We start from the raw sequence: 23,962 nt of genomic DNA on the forward strand, positions 1-23,962 counted from the left end.
TTAAGAAAAAACAATAAATTTCTTCAAAAAAAAGACTTGACATATGACCAGAATACTGAGCCGTAGGCGAAGAATCTTGGTAAGCGCCGACATTGACTCCGACTAGCACACTAGTTCAGCAGCTCACTAAAAAATACCGGTCGGCGGTGACCGCGACCGCGCCGCCAGGGCACTTTATCCCGATCTCAATCCCGGTCCCGGCCGCGCCGTCAGGCGCCCCCCCAGCCCACCCCCACTAAAAAAGCGCCTGGATAAATTCCAGACGCTTTTTTATTTCCAATTTCTTATTTTGACAGGGCCATGGCCTTTTCGAAGGTTTCCAGGATGGACTGGGACGGTTTTTCATCCATGAGGCTCACGATGACGATGGCGGCGATGGAGAGGAAGAAGCCCGGTACCAGTTCATAGAGGCCGAACCATTCGAAGTGTTTCCAGATGAGCACGGTGAGGCCGCCTACGATGACACCGGCGTAGGCCCCTTTCAGGGTCATCCGTTTCCAATAGAGGGAAAGGAGTACGGTGGCGCCGAAGCAGGCACCGAAGCCGGCCCAGGCGTAGGAAACAATGGAGAAAATGTAGCTGTTAGGGTCGCTTCCCAAGTAGACGGCGATGGCGGAAACCAGAAGTACACTCAGGCGGGATACGCGGATGAGGGTCTTTTCAGAGGCATCCTTTTTCAGGAAAGCCTGGAACAGGTCTCTGGATACGGCAGAAGAAGTGACCAAAAGCTGGGAGGAACTGGTACTCATAATGGCTGCCAGGATAGCGGACCAGATGATGCCGGTGATGAAGGGCGCAGACAGGGATTCGGCCATGAGGATGAATACCCTTTCGGCGTTGGCGTTTTCAAGAGGCGTAGAGAGGTAAGCCTTCCCCACCACGCCGATGGCGATGGCAAAGGACAGGGACAGGAGCACCCAGGTCATGGCAATGCGGGTAGATTTCTTCAATTCCTTCGGGTCACCGATGGCCATAAATTTCACAAGGATATGGGGCTGTCCGAAGTACCCAAGGCCCCAGCCCAGAGAGGAAACGATCATGACCAGAAGGGCGGACATGCCGGTGGAATCGGGGAAGAAGGAGAAGAAATCGGAGCCTTCTTTGGAAAGAATATCCAGCGTAGGCATGGGTCCCCCAAGGGCGATAGTGGCCGCCACGGGCACGTAAATGACGGTGAAGAACATCATGGTGCCCTGGATGAAATCCGTCAGCGCCACCGCAGAGAAGCCGCCCAGGAAGGTGTAGAAAACCACCACGAAGGCCCCCAGAAGGAGCGCGTGAAGGTAGGGAATGCCGAAAATGGTATTAAAGAGCTTGCCTGCTGCCACAAAACCGGAGGATGTGTAAATAATGAAGAAAAGGATAATGAAGAGAGCACAGATGAGGCGCAGGCCGTTCTTCTTATCCTCGAAGCGGTTGGACAGGTAGTCAGGAATGGTGAGGCTGTTATTGGCCACTTCCGTATAATTTCTAAGCCTCTGGGACACAAGGACCCAGTTCGCCCAGGTGCCGATAATGAGGCCAATGCCCGTCCAGAACGCAGACAGACCATGAAGATAGGCATACCCCGGCAGCCCCATGAGCATCCAGCCGCTCATATCCGAAGCCTCGGCGCTCATGGACGTGAGCCACGGTCCCAGCTGCCGGTCCCCCAGAATGTAGGAAGACAGATTCTTCTGCCTCCGGGAATAATAAAGGCCGATACTCATCATCAGTACCAGGTACAGTATAAAGGCCAGCGCAATGGGCCAATTATTTTCCAAATCCATAAACGTTCCCCCTGCCAAAGTCGAAAATTTTCCATTTCCTTTATTTTATACAAATCTCTGTATGTTTTTGAAATCTAAATCAGAAAGGAAACAGTGCTTCTTTCAATGATAATGGATTTTAAGAGGTATGTAAAGAGGAAGTCAAAAGATATTTTCTGTATAATCCATTCAAAGTATGCCCCAAGAAACCGGAAGCGCCTCTCCCGCATCCTCTCATAAGTCCTGAACTCATAAAAATAAAAAAGGATTGGAAATCACCATTTCCAATCCTTCCATATGCATGGCGAGCATTCAATAAGCCGAGTTCTGTACCGTTTGCACGGTGATGATTATCTGTCTAGCCATCCAATTGCTTGGATGATCAAGCGACGCAACCCGGAAGGTCAGCGGGCAGCCTCAACCCTTCCCTATTCGGTCTTGCTTCAGATGGGGTTTACCAAGCCAGCCGGTCTCCCGACTGCTGGTGCGCTCTTACCGCACCTTTCCACCCTTACCACATGCGTGGCGGTTTCCTTTTCTATGGCACTTTCCCTGGGGTCACCCCCGCCGGACGTTATCCGGCATCCTGCCCTGCGAAGCTCGGACTTTCCTCACGCCTTACGGCCCGCAATCATCTTTCCTGCTCGCAAGGAACAGTATACCATGGGGAAATGAGGATTGTCAATGTAAAAAATGAAGGGGCAAGTATCTATTTTTATTGTCCCACCGCTAGCGGGGTGGCAAGGGAACTGGATTCGTAGGGAGCCCTTGGGCGACTGAGAATCCAGTGACACGCTTCACACCGTGGCGAAGGTGGTGGCGCCAGCCACCAAAGGGGGAAGGGCCCTTGGGGCCCGAAGGTTCAGAGGGTTCAGAAGGTTCAGAGGGTTCAGAGGGTTCAGAGGGTGTGGTATCGCCCTGCGGGCGATGAGTATAAAGTCAGCGTTACGGGATTTAGTTTTGTGTCGCCAGTGCTGCATGACGAAGAATCAGAGCCCCCTTCATTAGGAAGGGGGTGGCGCCGTAGGCGACGGAGGATAGGGGCGTGGATTAGACGATAGAAGTCAGAAATCAGACGTCAGACTACGTTACGAGACTGCCTTCCCGCCTCAACTCGTCATTCTGAGCCGCAGGCGAAGAATCTCGGTAAAAGTTGCTTATGAGGCAATGCTGTTAAATACCGGTCGGCGGGAAGGCTGCTCTATGCTTTTCCTTGGCTTCATATGCAATGAACAGCATTCTGCTGATTGGCTCACTGCGTTCGCCACCCCTTATCCCGCTTCGCCGGACTTTCTCCACGGGAAAGCGTGTCACACGATTCTCAGGTCGCTGCGCTCCCCTACGAATCGTGTTCCCTTGCCACCCTATTCAGGGGGCAGAATAAACCGTTCTACGTTTACCCTTGGTGTCATGTAGCACAATGCTGAGCACCCATAGTGCCCCCGCTTTAGCGGGGGAAAGGTGGTGGCGTCAGCCACCAAAGGGGGAGCGCTTTTACCGCCCGTAAGGGCGGTATGCCTGTTTTCCCACGGGCGAAGCCCGGTTGTAAAGGTTTTATTCATATTGGCGGCGCAGCCGCCCACCACAACCCTCACGGCCGAAGGCCGTGTCAAACTTAAGCCCCTTTAGAACCCTCGGCCCGAAGGGCCGTCAACCCTCACGCCCGCAAGGGCGCATCCCTCACACATGCCCGAAGATATCCTCTGCCCCGCTGTCTTCCAGCACTTCCAGATCCCAGTTTCTTTTTTCTGCCTCTCTCCGGATTCTTTCCGCCAGTTTCGGCACGACCACTCTTTCCGTGAAGAAGTGTCCGCCGTCTGCGATGAGAAGGCCCATGGCGGCAGCGTCCTGGGCTTCGTGGTACTTGAGGTCTCCCGTCAGGTAGAGGTCGGCGCCCTTTGCTTTGGCCAGGGAGGCGAATTCGCTTCCTGCGCCGCCAAGGACGGCCACCCTGCAAACGGTGATATCCGTATTTCCTGCATACCGAAGGTCCGGAATGCCCAGTTTCTCCTTAATATAGAGGAGCGCTTCCTTTCCCTCCATGGGACGGGGCAGTTTCCCCAGGCGTCCCATGTATTCATGGGACGCTCCGTTTTTGAGTTCGTAGATATCACAGTGCACTTCTCCGCAGACACTTCGAAGGTCTTCCATGATTTCCTTAAGAGCAGACGAGGCAGCGTTGAATTCCATTTTCCCCATGCGGCTGCTGTCATCTGCATCGCCTAAGAGGTAGAAATAGCCGGCCCGGCCCTTATATTTCCTTTCCAGAATACCCTTGAACTCCCGGGCCTTCACAAATTCCGTGTATGCCGCTACCTTGAGAAGGGGCTCCGTCTCCTCCATGACCAGGCCGCTCCTGTCCGTGAGATCCAGCGCGTCGGCCAGGGCATCGTTTACGCCATCCTTTGCCGTGTCCAGGTTCGTATGGGCTGCAAAGGACAGGATGTCATGCTTTATGAGCTTTTCGATGACTCTCCCCTTATAGGTGGAAAGGTCGATTCGATGGAGCGATTTGAAGAGGAAGGGATGATGGGAAATAATCATGGACGCCCCCTCCTTTGCCGCTCTGTCCACGTTGGCTTCCGTAAGGTCCAGGGAAATGAGCACTTTCTTCACCGGCTGCTCGGGATTTCCCACCTGCAGCCCCGGATGGTCCCAGCTTTCCGCCAGCCGAGCCGGTGCCCATTCTTCCATGAGATTCATCAAATCCTGTGCTTTGATATTCATAAGTGCGCCTCCAGTCTTTTCTTCTCCTCCACCGCCTTTTCTCTTCTCCTGCGGTTTCTTTCATTATCCGTATCCTCTGAAACCCCTTGAATAAGGAAATCCCTTTTGCGGATCAATCGGCGGATATGTTCAGGAAACAGAGGATGCTGCCTGTACTCTTCAGTGACACCGATTTCCCCCTCCAGGAGTGAAATTTCCTTCATGCTGCCGGGCTTCACCAGCATCATTTCATAGAGCCGCCTATCTTCCATGGCCATGTCTTCCCGGCAGATGATGAAATGGTGGGCTGAAAGGTACTGCTTCAGCTCTGCCACATGGTTCTGGGGCTGCAGCACCAGCCAGGAAAGGGCCTGTGCCTTTTCGAAATCGGCATCCAGAATGTCCCGCATCATAAGGCCTCCCATGCCGGCCATGACGGCGCCGTCCACTTCCCCCTTTTTGATGGGAGAAAGACCGCCGCCCAGGCGAAGTTCTATTTCTTTCCCCTTCCCCTCTCCTTCCAGATGGGTACGCGCCCTTTCCAGAGGCCCCTTGTGAATGTCCGAGGCTATGGCGTGGAGAGCCTTTCCTGCCTCCAGCAGAAAGAGGGGCAGGTACGCATGATCCGTCCCAATATCCGCCATGGAATGGCAGACAGGCACCAGCTCCGCCACCTGCATAAGCCTTGCTGTCAAATTCATCATCTTTCCTCCCGGAAATAAAAAAAAGCTGAGCTTTCGCTCAGCGGGAGTATCATTGGTGGGCCCACCAGGGCTCGAACCTGGGACCAGACGGTTATGAGCCGTCGGCTCTGACCAACTGAGCTATGGGCCCGCAATCACCAACTTATGCTATTTTATCAGCTTGCGCCCTATGCGTCAAGTAGAAGTGACACGCCTGGGGCGTGAGGGTTCAGAGGGTTCAAAAGGTTCAAAGGGTTCAAAAGGGGTGGTGGCATCGCCGCTTCGCGGCGGCGGTAGGCGGCCTTTAAATTATAGAAGGCCGCCTCTTATGATAAAACCTTTACAACCGCGCCCTTGGCGCGAATGGAAAACCGCAAAACCGGGCCTGCGGCCCGTTGGAAATGCACCCCTTCTGCCTACGGCACCTCTCCACGGGAAAGCGTCTCACGAAATTTTCAGTCGCCTTATGGCTCCCTACAAATTTCGTTCGCTTGCCACCCCGGAGGGGGAGGTTTACTCTCCGCTCAACCTTGTGCTAACTTAAGTCGCTCATCGTATAGCAACGGGAAAAGTTCCCCCTTCGGGGGAAAGGTGGTACCGAAGGTACCAAAAGGGGTGCATTTCCTCGCGCCAAAGGCGCGGTTGTTTGGTTTTCCCGCCCGCAGGGCGGTTTGCCTGTTTTCCCACGGGCGAAGCCCGGTTGTATGGTTTTCTACAAACTGGCGGCAAAGCCGCCCACCTCAACCCTCACGGCCAAGGGCCGTGTCAATCTTAAGAACCCTCGGGGCGAAAGCCCCGTCAATCTTTAGAACCCTCACGTCGAAGGCGTGTCCATAAAGCCGTCAACCCTCACGCCCACAGGGCGTGTCCATAAAGCCACCCACCTTCATTTACCATTTACCATTTACCATTTACAATTTCTCCACCAACGGCACCCACACCCATAGAAGGAACACGTAGAAAGCGCAGCCCGCCAGGAGCCCTACGATGGCGCCGTTGATACGGATGCCTTCCAATTCGCCCCACACTTTGGATTCCACGAATTCATTGAGTTCGTGGTCGGTGAAGTTTTCCAGCACTTCCGTCATGGCCGGAGCCAGCCAGCCATGTTCGTAGGAGATGATTTCCACTGCCAGGTCCCTTGCAAACCGATCCATGCGCTGCCGGAAGCTGTCGTCATGGCCGGCAGCAGTGATGGCGTGGTGGAGGGCTTTTTCCAGCTGGGGCACCAGTTTTTCATGGAAAGCGTCCCCTTCGCCCCATTCCTTCAGGAAATTGTCCACTGCCTCTTCCACCTTATCTTCCACAGGGAAGGAAGCGAAGAGCTTTCTTCCGAAGTCCTCCAGCGCCTTTTTCGTGGCTTCGTCTTCCAGGAACCGTCTCACCATGCTGTCCCAGCCGGAAAGGAGGGTCTTTCGGAAGGGGTTGTCCTTTTCCTTCCAGGTCTCTATTTCCTCTCCAAGGGCGTCCATGGCGGAGTCCGCCAGGCTGTCGTAGTCGATGGCGCCGAAGAATTTTCCAAGACCGTAGACCAGGGAGCCCAGGAAACCCTTTTCTTCTTCATCGCCCTTATCTTCCAGAAAGCGGGCCAGGGCCATTCTGTTTTTCTCATCCTTTGTCCTTTTTTCCGCTTCCTCCAGAATCCGGTCCAGCCATTCTTCCCGATTGATTTCAGAAAGGATTTTCCCTCTGGCGAAGGCGGTGAAGGCGGAGAGCCTCTTTTCTCCTTCCTCCCTGGCCATGAGGGCCGCCTGGTTTCTATGAGATTTCACGAAAGAAACGAACCAGGCCCCTGCCTTTTCGGAGAGATTTCTTTCCAGCTCTTCCGCCTTTCCGCCTTTCAGGCGGCTGAAGATAAGGCGGGAGGCGGAGAAGTTTTCCACCTTTTTCAGCAGGTTTTCCCTGGAAAGGAGGGTGCTGTTCACTTCACCCAGCTTTTTGATAATACGGGCCCTGCTTTTGGGGATGAGCCGTCCCACAGGCAGGTGGAAGGGCCGCCGGAAAAGGGCTTCCACGGCGATGTAGTCCGCCACGCAGCCAATGAAGCAGGACTGGGCCAGGAAATAGAGCACCGAGAGCCATGCCTCCCCCTGCCAGGGGCTCCAGTAGCTGAGGCCGAAGGCAAGAAGGAAGAGGATGAAAGATACTCCCATGAGGAGATTCGCCCGCTGATACCGTTTCATCCCATCACCCCCGCCGCAAAGAAGGCCAGCCCCAGAAGGGCGCCGAAGAGGGAGCCGTTCATGCGGATAGCCGCCACTTCCTCCGACGCCGCCTCTTCCGCCAGGTGGGCCATGGCGTCTCCGTCGTACTGGGAGAGCTTCTTTTCCACCACCGACGAAACAGCGTCATGGATTTCCTTCACATGGGGCAGGGCCAGGGAAAGAAGCCAGGCGTCGAAGCGGCGCCGCTCCCCACTGTCCGAAAGCATCTCATCCGTTCGGGAAAGGATTTTTTCCGCCAAAAGCTCTGCCAGCTCTTCATGATGGGCCTGCCATTCACTGAGGAAGAAGTCCTTCCCCTTTTCCTCCAGCAGACTTTCCGCCATGCCTGAAATCTTCCGGTTCAGCGCCTTCTTCCAGGGGCTGTCTTCCGACAGTTTTTCCAGCAGGCCGTCATACTTTTCGCCCAGCGCCTTCCTCACCTCGCTGTCCCCGTCGGTCAGTGTGTCTGCCAGGTCGAAAATCTTCTTCCGGATACCCTTGATGAATTCCTCATCCCTGTCCTTCACGGCCTTTCGGAAGAGGCGGTGGAAATTCAAAGGCCCCTGGGCCTCATAGTGGTCCCATGCGGCGCGGTAAATATTTCCGATTTCCTCCAGCGTAAACTCATCCTGCAGAAAACGGCGCACCTCCTCCGCCAGGGCCTGGGAGAGAGCCTCTTTTTTCTCATAGTTTTTAAAGGAGATCATCACCGACGCCAGAATAGACGCCCAGTCTATAGCCGGCAGCAGGGCGGAAAGGCTTTCCCCCGTCATATGCCACAGCCATTCCTCGTGGAGAGAGGAAAAGGCGGCCTCCAGGCCATCGGAAAGAATCCGCCGGAGCTCACTCCGGTGCTCCTTCAGCCAGCGCTCCACCACCGCCGACGGCACATGGTTCACCAGAAGCTGCTTCAGCCGCCGCTCCGAAAGGATTTCCTCCGTCACCATGTCCTTCGCCATGGTCACGATTTTGCCCCGGCTTTTGGAAATCAAATTCGTGCGGAAAGACACGCCCAGGGGCTTCCTGAAAAGAGACGTCACGCCGAACCAATCCGCAAAACCGCCCACCGACGCCGCAAAGGAAAGATGAAACAGCGCCCCCGCCGCCAGGCTGCTATCCTGGAAAGGCGCCGACGCCAAGGCTGCGGCCATGGAAATCCCCAGGATACCGTCAGCCATCGTTTTCTTACGCATAAATCCTCCTTTCAGGAATTCAAAGTAAACACAGCTGTATCATAAATGAGCCAAGAGAAGAAATCCCGCGCCCCAATAGCACCAGTGCCTCCCCGCCTCCCACTGTCATCCTGAGCAAAGCGAAGGATCTCAGTAAGAATCGTAAGTGACAGGAGTGTCGGTAACTACCAGTCGGCGGGGAGAAGGATACCAGGCCCCTGCATGAATCCTGGAAGAATCATCTGCCCCGCATACCGAGATTCTTCGCTTGAGGCTCAGAATGACGGTGTCAAGGGCCCTCCCCATTTCCGACGATATTCATGGCTGACTGCCATCCCCACGCTTGTCATTTCGACCGGAGGGAAGCGCAGTGGAGAAATCTCACGCCCCTCAATGGCTTCGTCTCCCCGCCTCCCACTGTCATCCTGAGCGAAGCGAAGGATCTCAGTAAGAATCGTAAGTGACAGAAGTGTCGGTAACTACCAGTCGGCGGGGAGAAGGATACCAGGCCCCTGCATGAATCCCGGAAGAGTCATCTGCCCCGCGTACCGAGATTCTTCGCCCGGGGCTCAGAATGACGGTGTCAAGGGGCCTCCCCACGCCTCATGCTTTCCTCGATTTCTTCCATGATGTTCCTGATTCTTTCCGCATTGTCTCTATTTCCGGCAGCAAGGTTCAACGCCAGGCACATATGAAGATTTGCCAGCACATAGTCCTTTTCACTCATGACGGCCCGGAATTTTTTCTCATACATGGCCCCTGTGCTGCAGATATCCGGGCGGCAGTGATAGATGCGGCATTTCTTCGTTTCCCTGTCATAAAAGCGGCACTGCCCCTTTTCGTCAAGGAATCGCCTGAGTTCTTTCACATACCGGGCCTTTTCACAGCAGAGGCCACAGGCGACGCAGGGGAAGTCCATCACCCTTCGACCTTCGGCAGGAAGGCCTCCACCTTTTCATAGGCCGCAAGGGATTCCTCCGTCACCGCCCCCTCTTTGGTGAGGATAGGCGTATCAAGCACCGCCTTCACGGCGCCGGCGGTGGCAAGGGCCATGGCAATGGTTTTCCTGTCCTCCTCGCCGTATTCCCGGTAGTCCGTGCCCCTTTCCTTCACCACTGATTCCATTTTTTCAATGAGCGGCTTGAAAATGGGGTCTATTTCGGAAATCAGATTTCTGAACATGTCCGCCCGTTTTCCGATGGCCCGGCAGGCATCGCCGGCCAGTTTCATCTGCTCCTCCGCCTCTCTGGCTTTGGCCCGGTTGCCTCTGGCCACGTCCAGATTTTTGTCGGCCTTGGAATCCATCATGAAACCCATCACTGCAATGGCAGGACCCGCCACCAGGCCGCCCAGCACGGCGGTACCGCCTGCAATGCCAAGGCCTCCGGCCGCCAGGGTCCCGCCGCCTAAGAGGGCCAATGTGGCATTGGTGGCCGCCGCCCCCGAAAGGCCTGCAATGGCGGCTCCCGTGCCGGCGGTGCCCAGAAGACCGGCGGCGCTGTAGGCACCAAAGGCCATGAGACCCCCTGCCGCCAGTCCTTCCACGGTGCCCGAAGCCATTTGGGCAGCCAGGCTTCCCAGTTCGCCCATTTCTTTCAAAGCATCCTCATTTACAGTAAACTCCGACAGCTCGTCCATGCCGGCAGAGCCGGTAAGCTCCACGTGATGAATTTTTCCGAAGGTATCCACGAAACGGGTGACGCTGCCGTGAAGGATTTCCACCTTCGCACGGCCCAGATTTTCCAGAGCCTTTCCCGCCTCGTCCCGGGCCGCCAGGAGCTCTTTCTTTGCATTTTCAAAGGTCTCCTCCGCTCTGCGATTGATTCGCTTCGCCCGGGCATTTTTATCACTGGCGTCCAGCGCCTTCTTCGCCCCCACAAGACCTGCCGCCACGGCAATACCGCCAAGAATGAATGGAATAGGCATGATAAACCTCCTTATAGCTTAATGATGTCATCACTTTTCATTAATTCATCAAACTCATCCATGTTCCGGAATGATACCTTACCGCCCAGCTGCTGAATGATTTTGCCGGCCCCATGGATATAGCCGTCGGCGTCCCCCAGCTTCAGGCCTGACACCATATCCCCCAGAGCCTCATCAAAGACCTTCCGGTTCTCTTTGAAATATTTCTCCGTGATTTCATCCAGCTGCCGCCGGTACTCCTGTATCCGGCGAATGGATTCCCCGCATTCCCTTTCGATGCGGATGCGCTCCTTTCGGGCCAGTTTTGCCGAAGACAGGGCGCCGCTCAAAGCGGTAAACACCTTCCCTGAAAGCATATACCCCACCATGCCGCCAATCAGCGAACCGATGACGGGAAGCGGTATCACCACCGCCCCCACATACATGCCGGCCGCTGCAGTGGACGTGGCAATCCCCGTTTCCCCAAGCTGGGCAATACACTCGGAGGCGGTGATTTTTCCATAGATATAATTTTTAATAATCCCCGCCGTGGACAGCACCGCCGCCACCACCTTCCCCGGCACCCCCGCCTGCCCCAGCATGCGGGCCAGGGAATTGGAAGATGCCGAAAGGCTGTGGGAAATGACACTCACTGCGCCGCCGGCGGCATAGGAAAGGGCCGCCGATGTACCCGTCACCTTCACCAGATCTTTGATGGCTTCGCCGGGTTCCTTCTTCCCCTCAATCACTGCCACCACATTGTCCACCGCCGCCATGGCTCCCGCAAACACCGCCGCCCCCGCCGCAGCCTCCACACCGGCGCGGTGAAACTCGGCGACCAGATTTCCGACCCCCTTCAAAGCAAGGGACCGGTCCACATGGCTGCGCGCCTGCCGGCCGTCCTCCATGGCACGCGCCTTCGCCTCTTTGGAAAGGTGGATATCCTTATCCGCTAGATACTTGTCATCGCCGTAGAAATCTTCATTCGTCCGGTCCCGCTTCGCATTATTCAGCTTCCGGGAAATGGCCTTCAGATTCTCCGGACTGTTCACCGCGTCCTTCATGTCGCCGCTGGTGACCCAGGCATCATCCTTATGGGCCTCAAAAATCCGGTGCACCGGCTCCACATGGTCCGCCTCCGCCAGATGCTCCGTCCACTTCTTCCCATAGGCCAGCTTCGCCTCCTGCTTCCGAAGAAACAGCTTCTCCCCCGTATAGGGATCCTTCACCGCCCGCCCCGAAGCAAAGAGATTCTCCTTCGCCAGCCGCTTCGCCATGCCGTCATCAAAGAGCTTCCGGTTTCCCGTATATTCCAAAGGCTTCCGGTACACCTCAGCCAGCCGCCTCACCGACGTATCCACCGAAGATGCCGCCGCCAAAGCTCCCAAAGCATTCTCCCTCCGCCGCCGGCGCCTTTCCTCCTCGTCCATACCTGACCTCCCCATGAAATCAAAGACTGTGAGTACTCCGTGTAATGTGTTTTCTTCATTATAACCTATTTATAAGGAGAAAGGGGGGCGAGGGTTCAAAAGGTTCAAAAGGTTCAGAGGGTGGTGGTATCGCCTGACGGCGATGAATATATATGCCGCCTGTCGGCGGCAGCGCTGCCTATGACAGGTCGGGCAAACACAAGAAAGGCCCTTTTATGGGCAGACTAAGGACTAACTTTGACCGCTGTGGAGGTCCTATACAGGACCTCCACAGCGAAAACCATACAACCGGACCTGCGGTCCGTGGAAATGCACCCCATCTGCCTACGACACCTCTCCCAGAGAAAGCCCGGTTGCAGGGTTCTATAATCACTGGCGGCGAAGCCGCCCATCTCCATTTACCATTTACCATTCACCAGTTCCCATGGTCCCCACCACCAGCGGTCAGCGGATAGCGGTTAGCCTAATCTCTTCTATCTGGCACCTTTTTAGTACAGATGTCCAAACATTTCCTCATTGTGACGATTTTGATTTCCAAGTATAATAGGAGTAGAGAAAGGCGGTGCTCCCATGAACGAACAGACCTTATCAGAGCTGCAGAATCGGCGTCACAAGCGGGCCCTGCAGATTATCAAAAGATGGCGGCTTATGGATGATGATTTCATGAAACGGTGTCTGAAAGATAATATACCTGCCGTAGAGTGTATTCTGCGTATCATCATGGAGCAGCCGGACCTTACCGTGTTATCTGTCCATATAGAGGATACGATTCCAAACCTCTTAGGACGCGGAATCAGGATGGACGTACATGCCATTGATTCTACGGGAACTGAGTACGATATCGAAGTACAGCGGTCAGATAAAGGCACCGGAACCAGAAGGGCTCGTTTTAACAGCAGTCTGCTGGATTTAAACAGTTTGAAAAAGGGAAGTACTTATGACCGGCTGCCTGAAAGCTATGTCATTTTTATCACGGAAAATGATATTTTCAAAGAAGGACTGGCCCGTTACCACATCAATCGAATCATCGAAGAATTAAACAGACCTTTTGATGATGGTGAGCATATTATCTATGTGAACGGAGACTATCACGGACAGGATGATATAGGAAAATTGATGAACGATTTCCGTTCGTCCAAGGTTGACGATATCATTTTAGAACCGTTAAAAGAAACAATAAACCGTTACAAAAACAACCCCAGGGAGGTGGCTGCCATGTGTGCTGATTTGGAAAAATGGAGTATGGAAGAACGTTCGGAAGGAGCTGAACTGCTTGCCAAACTTTTGAAACTGCTGAAAGCCGATGGACGCACTGATGATATCGAGCTGGCCTTGGAGGATAAGGAAGCCAGGGAAAGGCGGTATAAGGAATATCATCTGGAATAAAATAAGACCGGACACATACCGCTGTGTCCGGTTTTTGATTTTTGAGCCGTCCTTATATAGAAAGTTGATGCCGTTAGGCTGCGGAGGATAGGGGCGTAGATTAGACGATAGAAGTTAGATATCAGACGTCAGACTGCGTTACGGGATTGCATTCCCGCCCATCGTCATTCTGAGCCACAGGCGAAGAATCTCGGTACACGCAGCGTATTCGTTGTTCCTCAGGGCTGCGCCCAGCTCCTTTCTGAGAAAGGAGCCTGACCATTCGTCATGGATCACCACTCAAAATGACAGGGGCAGCATAAGCATTATTTTCAGACAAATAAAAAAAGCGCCGAAGTATCGACGCTCTTTTATGGCGGAGTGAGGGAGATTCGAACTCCCGCACCGGTAAACCGGTCTAACGATTTAGCAAGGTGCCCCAATACCACAAACGGGAAAACGACTCTAAAAAATAAGTCCCGCAATAATCGGCAATTCCACTGATAACATCGGAAAAATTCACTATTCGTGTTGTTATTATTTTATCATCATAAATCATTTCAATCAATCCTTTTTAAGAAGAGTCAATAGTAGTTTTGTAACAAATTGACGAACAGATTTATCAGGCCCACCAGATACAAACTGCCTGTGGGTATCAAGATTATTTATACGTAGGCTGGTATGAGAAAGAATGCCAAAATATTTCACATCATTCTGGAATGCCATAAAAAGAAGAACCACCACCATATGCTGGGGTTCTTCTTTTTCGTATCTACAGTTTTCGGTTATTTGTAAACAGGTTTTCCAAATCCAAGGTCAGGAATTTTATATACCATAAAAAGCCAGCCATGGAGGTCCTGTATTCCCACCATGGCTGATGCCATTCTAATATTCTAATTCAAGAGGATCCGGTCCAAACCGATTACTACCTTTTGTTCCTCTGCAGAACAGTAAGATCAGGAAGAGGACACAATTAATTAAAGGAATGAAAATCAATAAAGAAAACCAACCAGAACGATTCAAATCATGCAGTCTGCCAACCATCAGCAAAATGGATAATACAAATATAATAATATGGAAGAACGTAAGGAACCCATTCATAGATTCTACGAGCAAGGGACCTCCTGAAGCATACAGAATAAGAGTGGGAGCCATCGAGATAATATTTAATATAAGCAGTCGAATAAAATAAGGTTTCCTGTTCAAGCGTCCATCTGCATTAAAGTATTTATCTATAAATGATTCCTTTTCATGGACAACAGGTTTTTGAGGTAAAGGAGCACTTCGTAAAGCGGGTATTTCAGATGGCTCATGCTGTATTGGCATTTCATCCGGAGTTATATCAGGCGTACCATTGGTGTATACATTTTCACCATTGGAATCTGTCAATTTAAACCCACACTTACGGCAGAACAAATCCCCATCATTTATTTGATTACCACCATTCCTCCCTTTTTCATTAAGAGGAATGGCTGGATAAACTTGGTGAAACCTATGAATCATATAATCTTTCCAGTCATCCTCATTAAAATTTTGAAATTCAGCGACCGTTCCTACAATAATTACAACGACTGTTCTCCATGCTATTCCTCCGTCAGAAAAACACACAGGCCTCCACTAAATCACTTACAGATATGGTCAAAGATATATTGAAGTGCCTCTTTAGCCTGCTGATATCTTTCCTCAGTCCCACTCAAAATGACGCTATTTTCACTATTACGTTCAGCCTTATCGCTACCAATACTGAGTGGGCTGTTTGCCGTTTCAAATTCAATGTACCCATTAAGGACAGTGGATTTCAACTTGGCCTGAATAGCTATGATAGATTTGAAGGGTATAACCTTGAAATTGTTATCTCCCAAATTCCACAATCCGCCTCCGGTCTTATCGATCACAACAGCATTTTCATGTACATAAAGATTGGCGCCGCGGCAATCGATAGCATATAATTCCTGCCCTAAAAACTCGCGTACCGGGCTGGGGCGCATGCCATCAGATGAAGAATTGCTTCCTTTCACTGAATCAAATAAACCCATGATTACACCCTCCTCATTTTTAAATTGTTTTCCCTTCCAGCTGCATCATCATCGGTTGTCATATGAAATAAAAATATTGTGGGAATCGCACTTATATTGGATTACTCCTCGTCCTCGATAATAAATCCGCTTTCTACTCCTTTATTAGAGTTATAGAAATGGAACTCATCATCTGCCAGGCTCCTTATTAACTTATCCGTCGCGTCCATGTTGAGGATATTCCCGTATCCATTTACCCAACGAATGGTATATGGCACATTTAAAATAACGCTACGCGGGAACGCATAGTAAACGAGGCCAAAGCTATGGGGCATCAAATCCTCGATTTCCTTTGGCATAGGTACAGGGCGGATAATCGTGCCGTCTTTGTCTATGACAAGTCTTTGTGTAGGCAGCTGGGGAGCAATGGCACCGCCGCCAAACAGGACACTGCCACCTTCTCTGGAAAAATCCGTCCATGTGGCAACATAAACCAAGTCGTTATATTTTTCCATGATAGATTCAAAGTTTGCCGGAACGTCCAGCAGTCTCTTTTCACCAGTAAAAGAAATGTAGCTAACAATCATTCTTGGAGTGACTAAGGAAATGGAGTTAGTAGATGCTTTGCGCCACTGTCTACTGAACAAATCAGGGTATTCTTGATTTCCGTTGGATTTAAAAGATTTTCCTTCTTCCCAATATTCGGAATAAGTCTGCGGAGTAACGTCCTGGAAGCTGACTGGCTTTGCCTTGTTTAAAGATAAGCCGGGAATAGCTGCAAAAGCGGTGCCTGCTGATAAGGTTGATGCAAGAAGTGTTGCGATGAGTAACTTTTTCATAATTTATCCCTCCCACCTAATTACCACTGATTTTTTCTATTTAGATATTCAATATAATCCGGTTCAAGCTCAATGTAGCAGCTTCCAAAAGCGCCAGCAGTTAATTCATACGGCCTGAACACCACACATACTACTCCGCCACCAGTCAAAAAATAATTAGCCGGAACTTCCTTTAAAGGAGTTCTCCACATATTTTCATATTTTAGTTTATTGCCTTTTTGGTCATAACTGTGTCCCCACTTATATTGATCCAAATCATCTACTGTCACATGAACGTAATTATCCAGAGGGATTCTTGCCCCACTATGCTTATCATATACAAGGTCAAAGCTATTTGAATGATTACCATTAGCACCATAAGGTAGACGAAGCTGATAGATTGAAATAGAAAGAACGTCATTATCCTCATAATGGACTGTGTAATATTCTTTGCAAATGTAGTATTTACCGTTCTGGAAGTCCTCTCGTAGCTGCTCTAAATAGTCATTAAGGTCAGCATTGATAGTATCCTGGACTTCTGCATTGCCTTCGATGGAAACTACAGGATATGTGACGTCCCAATTTGTGTCAGATTCCTGCCCACTGTTTACAGCCGCATATGACGGAAAGATGCCAAGCGAGCCTGCAATAATAAGAGCACATAAAAATTTCTTCATTTTCATACCTCCCTCAGTAGTGCTTCCTTTTATAGAGTATTCAGCCCTTATACAGAACTGCCACTTTCTTGTATTATAGCAAGGGGAAATGACAGCTTATGTCCTTTATAGAAATATTTTTGATGCGATATAAAATTTCTCATACCCGAATATAAGGAGTTACTGAAATAGCCCAGCAAAATCAGGTCTCAATCAGAAGTTTCTTGCTTCGATGTTCCCTTTTTATTTCATCAGCTCTATCCTGTTTATCCCTAAAATATTTTTCTTCCCCTGCTTTCCTGGCTGCAATAGCATCCTCCAAGTTCTTAAATCGTCCTAAAGAAATACAACGGTTGTTGACCGTTATGTGTGCCTGGTACATTTGATCTCTCTTTCGCAAGCAAACGCCAAGATGCCCAGTGCTGCTATTGCGGCTCGGTTTTCTTCCTATATATTTAGAAATTAACCCTTCCTGGTGAAGGCTATGTATAATAGCTTTTCCCTGTTTCCTGCCCTCTTTTTGCTCTTCCGTTTGGTTCTCACCTCTACGACAGCCGCAGGACTTGCTCTTTCCATATACTAAATCTCTAATTCCTACATTTTTAATTGTGCCACAGACACATTGGCATCGTGCTATGTACCTATCACTTCCATAAATTCTTGGTTCAAGCACTGTCCAATAACCTATCTTCTGTCCCTTTTGCAATGTGAATCTGTTAGGTTTTCGGCTCTTCAGATATTCTTGAACAGCCTCGTCTGTCACAATCCAGCCATCATCAGTATATGTTTTCTTGATATGCCCTTTCCTCAATAAATAATAGACATTACTTTTCGTGCAGCCTATGATTTTGGCAATATCACTCGCCCGATTCATTCCCCCAAACCTCCTGACATAATGCTACCGCTTTCTCCGTACTTTATACATATATCTTATATTATATCTTAATAGTGGCCGATAAGAAGAACCCATTCGATATTGATATAACCCTGGCCGGCCTTCGTGCTAAATTTAGATAAATAAAAAAAAGGCCGCTTTCCGGCCCTTGATGTTGTTTACCTGAAGGTTATGCTAAGCATCCCCTCGCCCATCCACCAGCTGGTTTCTTCTAATGGGTCTTCGGCGAAGGCTTCCTTTGCTTCGCGAATCATTCTGTCCATTTCCTCTTTGCCGAATTTTTCGCTTGCTGCTTTCTTGCTGATTTTCTTGCCGTTCAGTTCAATAATTGTTCTCATGTTGTTTTCCTCTCTTTCTTTGGGGTGTTTCCCCTTTTCTTGTATATATATATCACTCTAAAGGCAGATAATAGCAAGTCAATGTATCGATAAAAACAGAAAAAGCCCTACAGAAGCCATATACCTCCATAGGGCTATTTCTATTTCTTTATATAGGCCACGGCGGCCAGGATGGCCACACCCCAGCCCAGGTCCCGCTGCAGTCTAAGTCTCTCCTTTTCCTTCTTCTCCTCTTTCGCGTATTCCGCTAAGGATTGATTGGCTTTCTCCAATAAGGCTTCCTGCTCTGTCGCTGTTTTCCTCAAGCCGGTCAGCTGTTCGCTGAGCCTCACTGATTCCGTTTCTGCCTTCTTCAAGTTGGTCTGTGATTCCGTCAGCTCTGTCTTTAGCGTTTCCGAGTTCTTCTTCTGTTCTGCGTTCACCTTCTGCAGCTCGGTTATGTTGTTCTCTAGCTGTCCCAATTCCGTCTCCGTCACCCGGTACGTTTTCTCGGAAGCATAGGAAGCCCTCAACGGGCAGTTGCACATAAAAAAACATCCTAGGTGTATGGTACCATACACCTAGGACACTCTCAACCAAAATTTGAGGAAATGCAAATTTTAAATAGCTTTTAACCAAACGCTCCTTTTTGCATAGATAGGGAAAAGGAAGATTTCAACCCAAACGACCCTGTCTGAAATCGGGGAACGAACGAAATTTCCAACCACCTATTGCGTTTACCCGCTTTTTATCCCTTATTTTTGTTTCGTCTCATCCGATGAAATATGCTCAAGCTTGTCTGATTTTTCAAGATATCTTTTTAGCATGGTCTCTCTCTCCACAGAAAGATTCTCAGGAAGCCAAATCTGATTGATAGCAAACTTCTTGGGAAAATGCAGTCCCACTCCAAAGATCGTATTTTCGCTATTCAGTTTTTGCTCCACATAATGGGAAAAGGCATACTTTTTAGCTGCTTCCTCATCAGCGAACTCTTTGGCAACAAGATTATCAAAAAGTGCCATCCCCATCATGACCTCATTTGGGTTATCCGTTATCAGGCAACCATTACTCCCGGCAACTGCCATAATTCTTTTTTTCGGCCGGGTTATTTCCTGTAATTGTTCTTTTTCATTAGCCATATTTTTTCCTCCTAACATAAACAAGGTGATAAGTAGTGAACTTCGATTTGGAAGATGACCAGGTCGCCAATTTCAACCGTGTTCATATAACTTCTTCATCTGGGTATATTATGCCTTAAATGTCTTGACTAGCCCAATCTGCTTCAGACATAAAGCCATAGCTCCTTTCAAAAATTTATAATTGTCTAGTCGAGTAGATGGAATCAGATTGCTCTACCCGCCCAGACTATGTCCGAAATCGCTGATGCCATCATCCCTGTGTTCATGGAATGGCAGAACTGCCCACTGCGCCGGATATATGCCTACGTATACATGGATGCCGCTTATTTCAACGTCCGTGAATACGATCGTATCATCCAGAAAGCCAACTATTCCACCATCAGAGTCAACCTCTTCAGGCAGAGTGAGGTGCTGAAAATAGGGACCGGCAATGCCGAGAGAGCAAGCTATTGGGCACTTATCCTGGACTCTCTTAAGTTCAGAGGAGTGGAGGATGTGCTCCTCTTCGCCGTAGACGGGCTTAAAGGTCTTTTACAGGCCATCCAGACCGTCTACCCGAACTCCCTCATCCAGCGCTGCATTGTGCACCAGCTCCGGAACTGTTTCAAACTGGTGATTCAAGGACAGGCATGCCGTGGGAAGGAGCATGAAGCCGATTTACCAAGCCTCTATCCATGAGGGAGCAGAGCTGGCTTTGGATACTTCTCAAGGGCAGTGAGGAAAACACTACCCATGAGTCATCCGCCTCTGGAGGGATAACTGGTCCGAACTGTCAACCTACTACGACCTATTGCAGGAGCTCAAGAATCTGATTTACACCGCAAACGCCATTGAGGCTTACAATCAAAATTTTCAGAAGTATTCCAAGGCCAAGTGCCTCTTTTCGAGTAAGGACATAACTGACCTACATAAAAAAGCGGCCCGACTGTCAGGCGAGCCGCAAATTCATTATTTTCCCTTGTCTTATTGACGGAGTACAAACCACTATGTGGCGGAAGTAGATATGCTCTCTTCTTTCTGCAGGTATCTTTCAACCTCATCCATTTTCAGGCACAACATTCTGGCCCTTCCTGGAATCTTAGAAGGAGGACGCTTAAGATTTGATCCTGCATCGCACTTTGACAGTCCAATTCTTTTTAATTTGGAAACTACAGTAGTTAAGCTCACATTCAAGTAGTCATCAACTTTCTCAAGCTCATTGGTTACACAGTGGTAAGCCTCTGATTCTTGCAGCATCAACAACCTCTTTCCTGTACCAACCTCCTGACAGCAATACCCAATGTACTCCTCCGTATGATTAACGTATTCATCAATGTTACAGGCAAAGTGGCATTTCTTTCTTGCCTCCATGTCCAAAAGTGTCCTGAGGAAACGAGTGATTGGATTTCTGTTGCGTGACGATTTCTCATTTCCTTCAGCCAGTTGTGCAAAGATTTCCTTGTTTTCGGATTCCCATACCTTGGCAGTTTCTTCCGTCCATATGTTTTTATCCTTCAAAAATTGAGCCAAAACATGAGAAGAAAGACACAAATCTGCCGCTGTATCGGCCATTCTGTTCTTCCTCAACCGTTTGCTATATTCATCCCTGACATTACGGAAATTTTGTTTTATATAATCGACGATGTCTGCATAATGCCGTTCAATAAATCCAATTACTTCCGCATAAAAGACCTTGAATATTTCTGGATTTGTCTGAAACTCCGTCAAAGACTCCCAGTTGATCTCATGAAATGGGACCTTAATATAGCGCAGACTGGCCGATTCCATTTCACTTGTTGGCTCCTCTTCTGCAGTAAAGACGCATCCACCTCGAACAGTTGTTTCGTAATTTCCCTTGCTGTTTTTATATTTGGCCCCGAAGGTAGAATCTGAGTATGCACGTACCAACTTCCACAACTTTTCCTTGTTTTCCGTGACTTTTGACCGTTTTCCTTCCTGCAAGAAATCATCCAGGAGGAAAACGTTATCCCTTGCATTTTCAACACTGTGGCGGAATGAGGCGGTAGTATCTCGAAAGCTATGGATTCCTGTAGGCTGAAATGGTGCAAAAATCACACGAGCCAATGACGTTTTCCCCGATCCTGTTGATCCTACCATCATCAAGGAGTGTCGGTTTGGAAATCCCGCATCTTCAAACGGCGCAGAAAGGAAAGACTCAATCTGGTAGCAAATGAGTGGCCTAATCACTGATTTATCTGCAACATTAGCAATCTTCATTGCTTCCTTTATCATCATAGCGTCTTTTGCAGGATCAAGTGGCGGGAGTTCGATTTCTGTCCTGCAATCGGGCCGACCTCCATGGAGGTAAAAACGGCGTCCTTCAATTAGAGGGCTCCAGCCGGAGAAGGAATATACAGTTGAAGCCGGTATAGGAGCAATCCTACGATAAAGCGTTGAAACAATTTGTTTGAAAAGCCCTTTGGCATTCCCTACCAAATCCATATAAACCATGCAATCGGGATATCCCTGCTCTATATGCGTCTGCAAGTTCATTGTCTCTTTTAAGGGTATGGATAACTCATAGCGTTTATCAGTATTTTCATCAGTATATCCAAATTGAAACGTAGTCTCTATTTCCTGCTCTTCATTGGCATTGATAACGTTCGTTTTGGAGATTGAAAAGATTGTGAAATTGGAGATGCGGACTGCACGATTTTTTCTTGATTTGTAGTAGCCAACTCCAGGCAGCCCATAAATAGTTTTGGTGATTTCCTCCACTTCTCCTCTTGATAATAAACTCTTAAGTTCAATATCATCCTCTACCGAAATTTCAGGCTCAGTCTGATTATTGATAAGTGTTTTCAGGATGTCTGTCCCAAAACGCCCACCCTTACCAGTCATGGGAACCGCTCTTCCCTCCTCAGAAGAATCATGTTCACTTTCCTGGGTAAAACCTCTATCACGGATAACCTTGATATCGCTACGTCTCGAACCATTGCCAATAGAGGAATCATGTTCACTTTCCTGGGTAAAACCTCTATCACGGATAACCTTGATATCGCTACGTCTCGAACCATTGACAATTGAATCGGTAATTTCAGGATTCTTCTCGGTTAATCCTTTCATATCTAGACTCCTTCCTGTATCAGGCATGGAGATAACTATTTCCTCCCCAGAGTAATCATGTTCACTTCCCTGAGTAGAAGCTCCATCACGGATAACCATGACATCGCTACTCCCTGAGCCATTGACAAAATTTGGTGTACAGAACCCATCAGGTTTGCCAGATGGTAGTGTAATAAGATACCCGGTAGATAGGCTTTCCTTCACGACCTCACCATCACTCACTGCATTGACTTTCATAATGCTTTCTCCTTTCTATAGTGGAAACAACAAATATATCTTTATTTCATTATATGTACCATCCCATCCTATAGCATGCCTAGATTGCCCTTAAAGGCATATGCCAAAACTCTAAAAATTAATCTGGTCAGTCATTCTTCCTGAATCATTTTTTCATGGCGCTTTTCTCATACGCACGAGCTATGCAGATAAAATAGAATCTGTCCTCACCGTCCACCCTGTCCGCCTTGTCCACATAAAAAAAGGCCTTATTAATAGGCCTGACTCCTTTTTTATTACGCCGGACAGGGTGGACAGCACGGACTTAAAGAGAGCCTGTTCATTATAAGCCAGGATAAGCCAGGTACAATGAAACCCAGAAAAATCACTCCAGCTTTGACAAGAACTGTTATCTTTTACAACTAACACAACATTACTGTAATGGAAAATAGAGTAAATCTGATTTTGCCTTTAGGCCGGTTTCCCAAAGAATACTCGTTGGAGAAATTTTTTTATGGAGGAAAATAGAAATGGTAAAAAGACGTAACACGAAGGAACTTATGACTGACATTCACATCCGTCTGACAAAGGAGGAAAAGGAAAAAATCAAGAGGCTTCAAGAAGGGACTCCATATCCCAATATTTCAAGTTTCACAAAGTCAAAGCTTTTGCAAGATAATATCGTCGTAAACAACAGTTTCCCTGATATTGCCAAAACGGCTTATAAAATCTATTGCCTGTTAGAAGGCAACGATTTCCCCGCAAAACAGGAAGTCATGACAAACCTTTCCCATCTGTTAATCAAGGCAACTGAGAAATAGTTTCATAATTAAAGGAGGAAAAAATGTCAATTCTTAAAGCTATCACCGGAACCCCTAAAACCTTTGAGCAGATGGTCGCTTATCTTCGCAATCCTGCCAAGACATCTGATGAAGTGATCTTCGCAATTGGTTCTAATCCACAATTTGCTGTAAAAGAAATGGAAGCGGTTCAGAAATATTATCCACGAACTCCTGTTCATCCTTACAAACACTATATCTTCAGCTTTGACAAGACTGATACTCCAGATCCAAGACTCACACTTCCATTCATGCGGGAGGTAACACAGGAAATCGCCCACAAAATAGTACCACCGGATTATCAGGGACTCTGCGCTATCCACTACAAAGGAAATGATTGTCTCCATCCTCATGTGCATATCATTTTCAATAGAGTAAGTGTTTCCGGAAATCTTTACAGGCAGTCGGTAAGCATGTTCTCAATCCGAAAGGATGTAGATGCTGTCTTACAGAAATACAAACTCCCTCCTTTGAAAAAGAGAGAGACAAAGCAGAAACGTTCTGGTCAATCGGCCAGGAACGATTCTTCACTTAAAAAATAATATCCACAAATGCGTATCTTGATATGTACAGAAATATGGATACAGTTATAGATAATGCGTATACCTTTGAATGTTTCAGAGTTCCAATGGAAGTTTTCAATATCCGGCTTCTCTGAAATTCATGTACTTATTTAAAACTGCTCATAGTGGAAAGGGAAGGCACGGAACATAAGTGGAGTGCCCGTTTCCACTATATTTTCATTTTCATAAGCTTTATACCGCAATAACGCACATCGTGTTTTATTC

General features: G+C 48.9%; 21 protein-coding genes, 1 tRNA gene and 1 other RNA gene. 4 read left to right on the forward strand and 19 right to left on the reverse strand.

Going from position 1 to position 23,962, the window contains the following annotated elements:
* Window positions 1-284: 284 nt before the first annotated feature.
* The 10 genes from putP to QZQ29_RS04370 form a co-directional block, all read right to left on the reverse strand.
* The gene (gene putP, locus QZQ29_RS04325) at window positions 285-1,769 is read right to left on the reverse strand and encodes a sodium/proline symporter PutP (protein WP_296960168.1); all 1,485 of its coding nucleotides are present in this window, start codon (window positions 1,767-1,769) and stop codon (window positions 285-287) included.
* A gap of 280 nt (window positions 1,770-2,049) precedes the next feature.
* Window positions 2,050-2,395: RNase P RNA component class A (gene rnpB / locus QZQ29_RS04330), an RNA gene on the reverse strand.
* A gap of 1,033 nt (window positions 2,396-3,428) precedes the next feature.
* A complete protein-coding gene (locus tag QZQ29_RS04335) occupies window positions 3,429-4,475 on the reverse strand; it encodes a Nif3-like dinuclear metal center hexameric protein (protein WP_296960170.1) in 1,047 nt (348 codons plus the stop codon).
* Window positions 4,472-5,158: a class I SAM-dependent methyltransferase gene (locus QZQ29_RS04340; RefSeq protein WP_296960172.1), complete on the reverse strand. Its 687-nt coding sequence runs from the start codon at window positions 5,156-5,158 to the stop codon at window positions 4,472-4,474. The genes QZQ29_RS04335 and QZQ29_RS04340 overlap by 4 nt, the downstream gene beginning before the upstream one ends.
* Before the next feature lie 53 nt (window positions 5,159-5,211).
* Window positions 5,212-5,288 (reverse strand) — tRNA-Ile (locus QZQ29_RS04345).
* Between the two features lie 760 nt (window positions 5,289-6,048).
* The gene (locus QZQ29_RS04350) at window positions 6,049-7,320 is read right to left on the reverse strand and encodes a DUF445 family protein (RefSeq protein WP_296960175.1); all 1,272 of its coding nucleotides are present in this window, start codon (window positions 7,318-7,320) and stop codon (window positions 6,049-6,051) included.
* Window positions 7,317-8,534 carry a DUF445 family protein gene (locus tag QZQ29_RS04355; RefSeq protein WP_296960178.1) on the reverse strand — a complete coding sequence of 406 codons (1,218 nt, stop codon included), beginning with the start codon at window positions 8,532-8,534 and terminating at the stop codon, window positions 7,317-7,319. Before QZQ29_RS04355 ends, QZQ29_RS04350 begins: the two co-directional genes overlap by 4 nt.
* Before the next feature lie 562 nt (window positions 8,535-9,096).
* Window positions 9,097-9,432: a YkgJ family cysteine cluster protein gene (locus QZQ29_RS04360; protein ID WP_296960224.1), complete on the reverse strand. Its 336-nt coding sequence runs from the start codon at window positions 9,430-9,432 to the stop codon at window positions 9,097-9,099.
* A complete protein-coding gene (locus QZQ29_RS04365; RefSeq protein ID WP_296960181.1) occupies window positions 9,432-10,439 on the reverse strand; it encodes a hypothetical protein in 1,008 nt (335 codons plus the stop codon). The genes QZQ29_RS04360 and QZQ29_RS04365 overlap by 1 nt, the downstream gene beginning before the upstream one ends.
* An 11-nt stretch (window positions 10,440-10,450) precedes the next feature.
* Window positions 10,451-11,848 carry a hypothetical protein gene (locus tag QZQ29_RS04370; RefSeq protein ID WP_296960185.1) on the reverse strand — a complete coding sequence of 466 codons (1,398 nt, stop codon included), beginning with the start codon at window positions 11,846-11,848 and terminating at the stop codon, window positions 10,451-10,453.
* Window positions 11,849-12,418: 570 nt separating this feature from the next.
* On the opposite strand from QZQ29_RS04370, the gene QZQ29_RS04375 reads away from it, so the two are divergent.
* Entirely contained in the window at window positions 12,419-13,234 is an 816-nt protein-coding gene (locus QZQ29_RS04375) for a PD-(D/E)XK nuclease family transposase (RefSeq protein WP_296960188.1), read from the forward strand.
* An 864-nt stretch (window positions 13,235-14,098) separates the two neighbouring features.
* Here the strand turns inward: QZQ29_RS04375 and QZQ29_RS04380 are convergent.
* The 8 genes from QZQ29_RS04380 to QZQ29_RS04415 all read right to left on the reverse strand — a co-directional run bounded on the left by QZQ29_RS04380 (window position 14,099) and on the right by QZQ29_RS04415 (window position 19,053).
* Window positions 14,099-14,821 carry a DUF805 domain-containing protein gene (locus QZQ29_RS04380; protein ID WP_296960191.1) on the reverse strand — a complete coding sequence of 241 codons (723 nt, stop codon included), beginning with the start codon at window positions 14,819-14,821 and terminating at the stop codon, window positions 14,099-14,101.
* 14 nt (window positions 14,822-14,835) lie between these two features.
* Complete coding sequence (locus QZQ29_RS04385) at window positions 14,836-15,249, reverse strand: hypothetical protein (RefSeq protein ID WP_296960193.1); 414 nt, start codon at window positions 15,247-15,249, stop codon at window positions 14,836-14,838.
* 101 nt (window positions 15,250-15,350) lie between these two features.
* Complete coding sequence (locus QZQ29_RS04390; RefSeq protein WP_296960195.1) at window positions 15,351-16,067, reverse strand: hypothetical protein; 717 nt, start codon at window positions 16,065-16,067, stop codon at window positions 15,351-15,353.
* Between the two features lie 20 nt (window positions 16,068-16,087).
* Entirely contained in the window at window positions 16,088-16,723 is a 636-nt protein-coding gene (locus QZQ29_RS04395; RefSeq protein WP_296960198.1) for a DUF4163 domain-containing protein, read from the reverse strand.
* A gap of 181 nt (window positions 16,724-16,904) precedes the next feature.
* Entirely contained in the window at window positions 16,905-17,576 is a 672-nt protein-coding gene (locus QZQ29_RS04400; RefSeq protein ID WP_296960201.1) for a hypothetical protein, read from the reverse strand.
* Window positions 17,577-17,755: 179 nt separating this feature from the next.
* The gene (locus tag QZQ29_RS04405) at window positions 17,756-17,935 is read right to left on the reverse strand and encodes a hypothetical protein (protein ID WP_296960204.1); all 180 of its coding nucleotides are present in this window, start codon (window positions 17,933-17,935) and stop codon (window positions 17,756-17,758) included.
* 140 nt (window positions 17,936-18,075) lie between these two features.
* Window positions 18,076-18,462 carry a hypothetical protein gene (locus QZQ29_RS04410; protein ID WP_296960207.1) on the reverse strand — a complete coding sequence of 129 codons (387 nt, stop codon included), beginning with the start codon at window positions 18,460-18,462 and terminating at the stop codon, window positions 18,076-18,078.
* Window positions 18,463-18,669: 207 nt separating this feature from the next.
* Window positions 18,670-19,053 (reverse strand): hypothetical protein, encoded by a 384-nt coding sequence (locus QZQ29_RS04415; protein ID WP_296960212.1) that lies wholly within the window; start codon window positions 19,051-19,053, stop codon window positions 18,670-18,672.
* Window positions 19,054-19,281: 228 nt separating this feature from the next.
* Here QZQ29_RS04415 and QZQ29_RS04420 point away from each other — a divergent pair, with 228 nt between their 5' ends.
* On the forward strand, window positions 19,282-19,731 hold the full coding sequence (locus QZQ29_RS04420; protein WP_296960214.1) for a transposase: 450 nt from the start codon (window positions 19,282-19,284) through the stop codon (window positions 19,729-19,731).
* Window positions 19,732-20,037: 306 nt separating this feature from the next.
* Here the strand turns inward: QZQ29_RS04420 and QZQ29_RS04425 are convergent, their stop codons facing one another.
* Window positions 20,038-22,356, reverse strand: a complete 2,319-nt coding sequence (locus QZQ29_RS04425; protein ID WP_296960217.1) for a hypothetical protein — start codon at window positions 22,354-22,356, stop codon at window positions 20,038-20,040.
* Between the two features lie 509 nt (window positions 22,357-22,865).
* On the opposite strand from QZQ29_RS04425, the gene QZQ29_RS04430 reads away from it, so the two are divergent.
* Both QZQ29_RS04430 and QZQ29_RS04435 read left to right on the forward strand, forming a co-directional pair.
* Window positions 22,866-23,156, forward strand: a complete 291-nt coding sequence (locus QZQ29_RS04430) for a hypothetical protein (protein ID WP_296960219.1) — start codon at window positions 22,866-22,868, stop codon at window positions 23,154-23,156.
* A 23-nt stretch (window positions 23,157-23,179) separates the two neighbouring features.
* Window positions 23,180-23,716 (forward strand): relaxase/mobilization nuclease domain-containing protein, encoded by a 537-nt coding sequence (locus QZQ29_RS04435; RefSeq protein WP_296960221.1) that lies wholly within the window; start codon window positions 23,180-23,182, stop codon window positions 23,714-23,716.
* The last annotated feature ends 246 nt before the right edge of the window (window positions 23,717-23,962 follow it).

The organism is uncultured Dialister sp., from assembly GCF_900538805.1.
Lineage (GTDB): Bacteria > Bacillota > Negativicutes > Veillonellales > Dialisteraceae > Dialister.

Excerpts from the sequence above, each read along its gene's own strand:
- putP (WP_296960168.1), bottom strand. The coding sequence starts at position 1,769 with ATGGATTTGGAAAATAATTGGCCCATTGCGCTGGCCTTTATACTGTAC.
- QZQ29_RS04335 (WP_296960170.1), bottom strand. The coding sequence starts at position 4,475 with ATGAATATCAAAGCACAGGATTTGATGAATCTCATGGAAGAATGGGCA.
- QZQ29_RS04340 (WP_296960172.1), bottom strand. The coding sequence starts at position 5,158 with ATGATGAATTTGACAGCAAGGCTTATGCAGGTGGCGGAGCTGGTGCCT.
- QZQ29_RS04350 (WP_296960175.1), bottom strand. The coding sequence starts at position 7,320 with ATGAAACGGTATCAGCGGGCGAATCTCCTCATGGGAGTATCTTTCATC.
- QZQ29_RS04355 (WP_296960178.1), bottom strand. The coding sequence starts at position 8,534 with ATGCGTAAGAAAACGATGGCTGACGGTATCCTGGGGATTTCCATGGCC.
- QZQ29_RS04360 (WP_296960224.1), bottom strand. The coding sequence starts at position 9,432 with ATGGACTTCCCCTGCGTCGCCTGTGGCCTCTGCTGTGAAAAGGCCCGG.
- QZQ29_RS04365 (WP_296960181.1), bottom strand. The coding sequence starts at position 10,439 with ATGCCTATTCCATTCATTCTTGGCGGTATTGCCGTGGCGGCAGGTCTT.
- QZQ29_RS04370 (WP_296960185.1), bottom strand. The coding sequence starts at position 11,848 with ATGGACGAGGAGGAAAGGCGCCGGCGGCGGAGGGAGAATGCTTTGGGA.
- QZQ29_RS04375 (WP_296960188.1), top strand. The coding sequence starts at position 12,419 with ATGAACGAACAGACCTTATCAGAGCTGCAGAATCGGCGTCACAAGCGG.
- QZQ29_RS04385 (WP_296960193.1), bottom strand. The coding sequence starts at position 15,249 with ATGGGTTTATTTGATTCAGTGAAAGGAAGCAATTCTTCATCTGATGGC.
- QZQ29_RS04390 (WP_296960195.1), bottom strand. The coding sequence starts at position 16,067 with ATGAAAAAGTTACTCATCGCAACACTTCTTGCATCAACCTTATCAGCA.
- QZQ29_RS04395 (WP_296960198.1), bottom strand. The coding sequence starts at position 16,723 with ATGAAGAAATTTTTATGTGCTCTTATTATTGCAGGCTCGCTTGGCATC.
- QZQ29_RS04400 (WP_296960201.1), bottom strand. The coding sequence starts at position 17,576 with ATGAATCGGGCGAGTGATATTGCCAAAATCATAGGCTGCACGAAAAGT.
- QZQ29_RS04405 (WP_296960204.1), bottom strand. The coding sequence starts at position 17,935 with ATGAGAACAATTATTGAACTGAACGGCAAGAAAATCAGCAAGAAAGCA.
- QZQ29_RS04410 (WP_296960207.1), bottom strand. The coding sequence starts at position 18,462 with ATGTGCAACTGCCCGTTGAGGGCTTCCTATGCTTCCGAGAAAACGTAC.
- QZQ29_RS04415 (WP_296960212.1), bottom strand. The coding sequence starts at position 19,053 with ATGGCTAATGAAAAAGAACAATTACAGGAAATAACCCGGCCGAAAAAA.
- QZQ29_RS04420 (WP_296960214.1), top strand. The coding sequence starts at position 19,282 with ATGTCCGAAATCGCTGATGCCATCATCCCTGTGTTCATGGAATGGCAG.
- QZQ29_RS04425 (WP_296960217.1), bottom strand. The coding sequence starts at position 22,356 with ATGAAAGTCAATGCAGTGAGTGATGGTGAGGTCGTGAAGGAAAGCCTA.
- QZQ29_RS04430 (WP_296960219.1), top strand. The coding sequence starts at position 22,866 with ATGGTAAAAAGACGTAACACGAAGGAACTTATGACTGACATTCACATC.
- QZQ29_RS04435 (WP_296960221.1), top strand. The coding sequence starts at position 23,180 with ATGTCAATTCTTAAAGCTATCACCGGAACCCCTAAAACCTTTGAGCAG.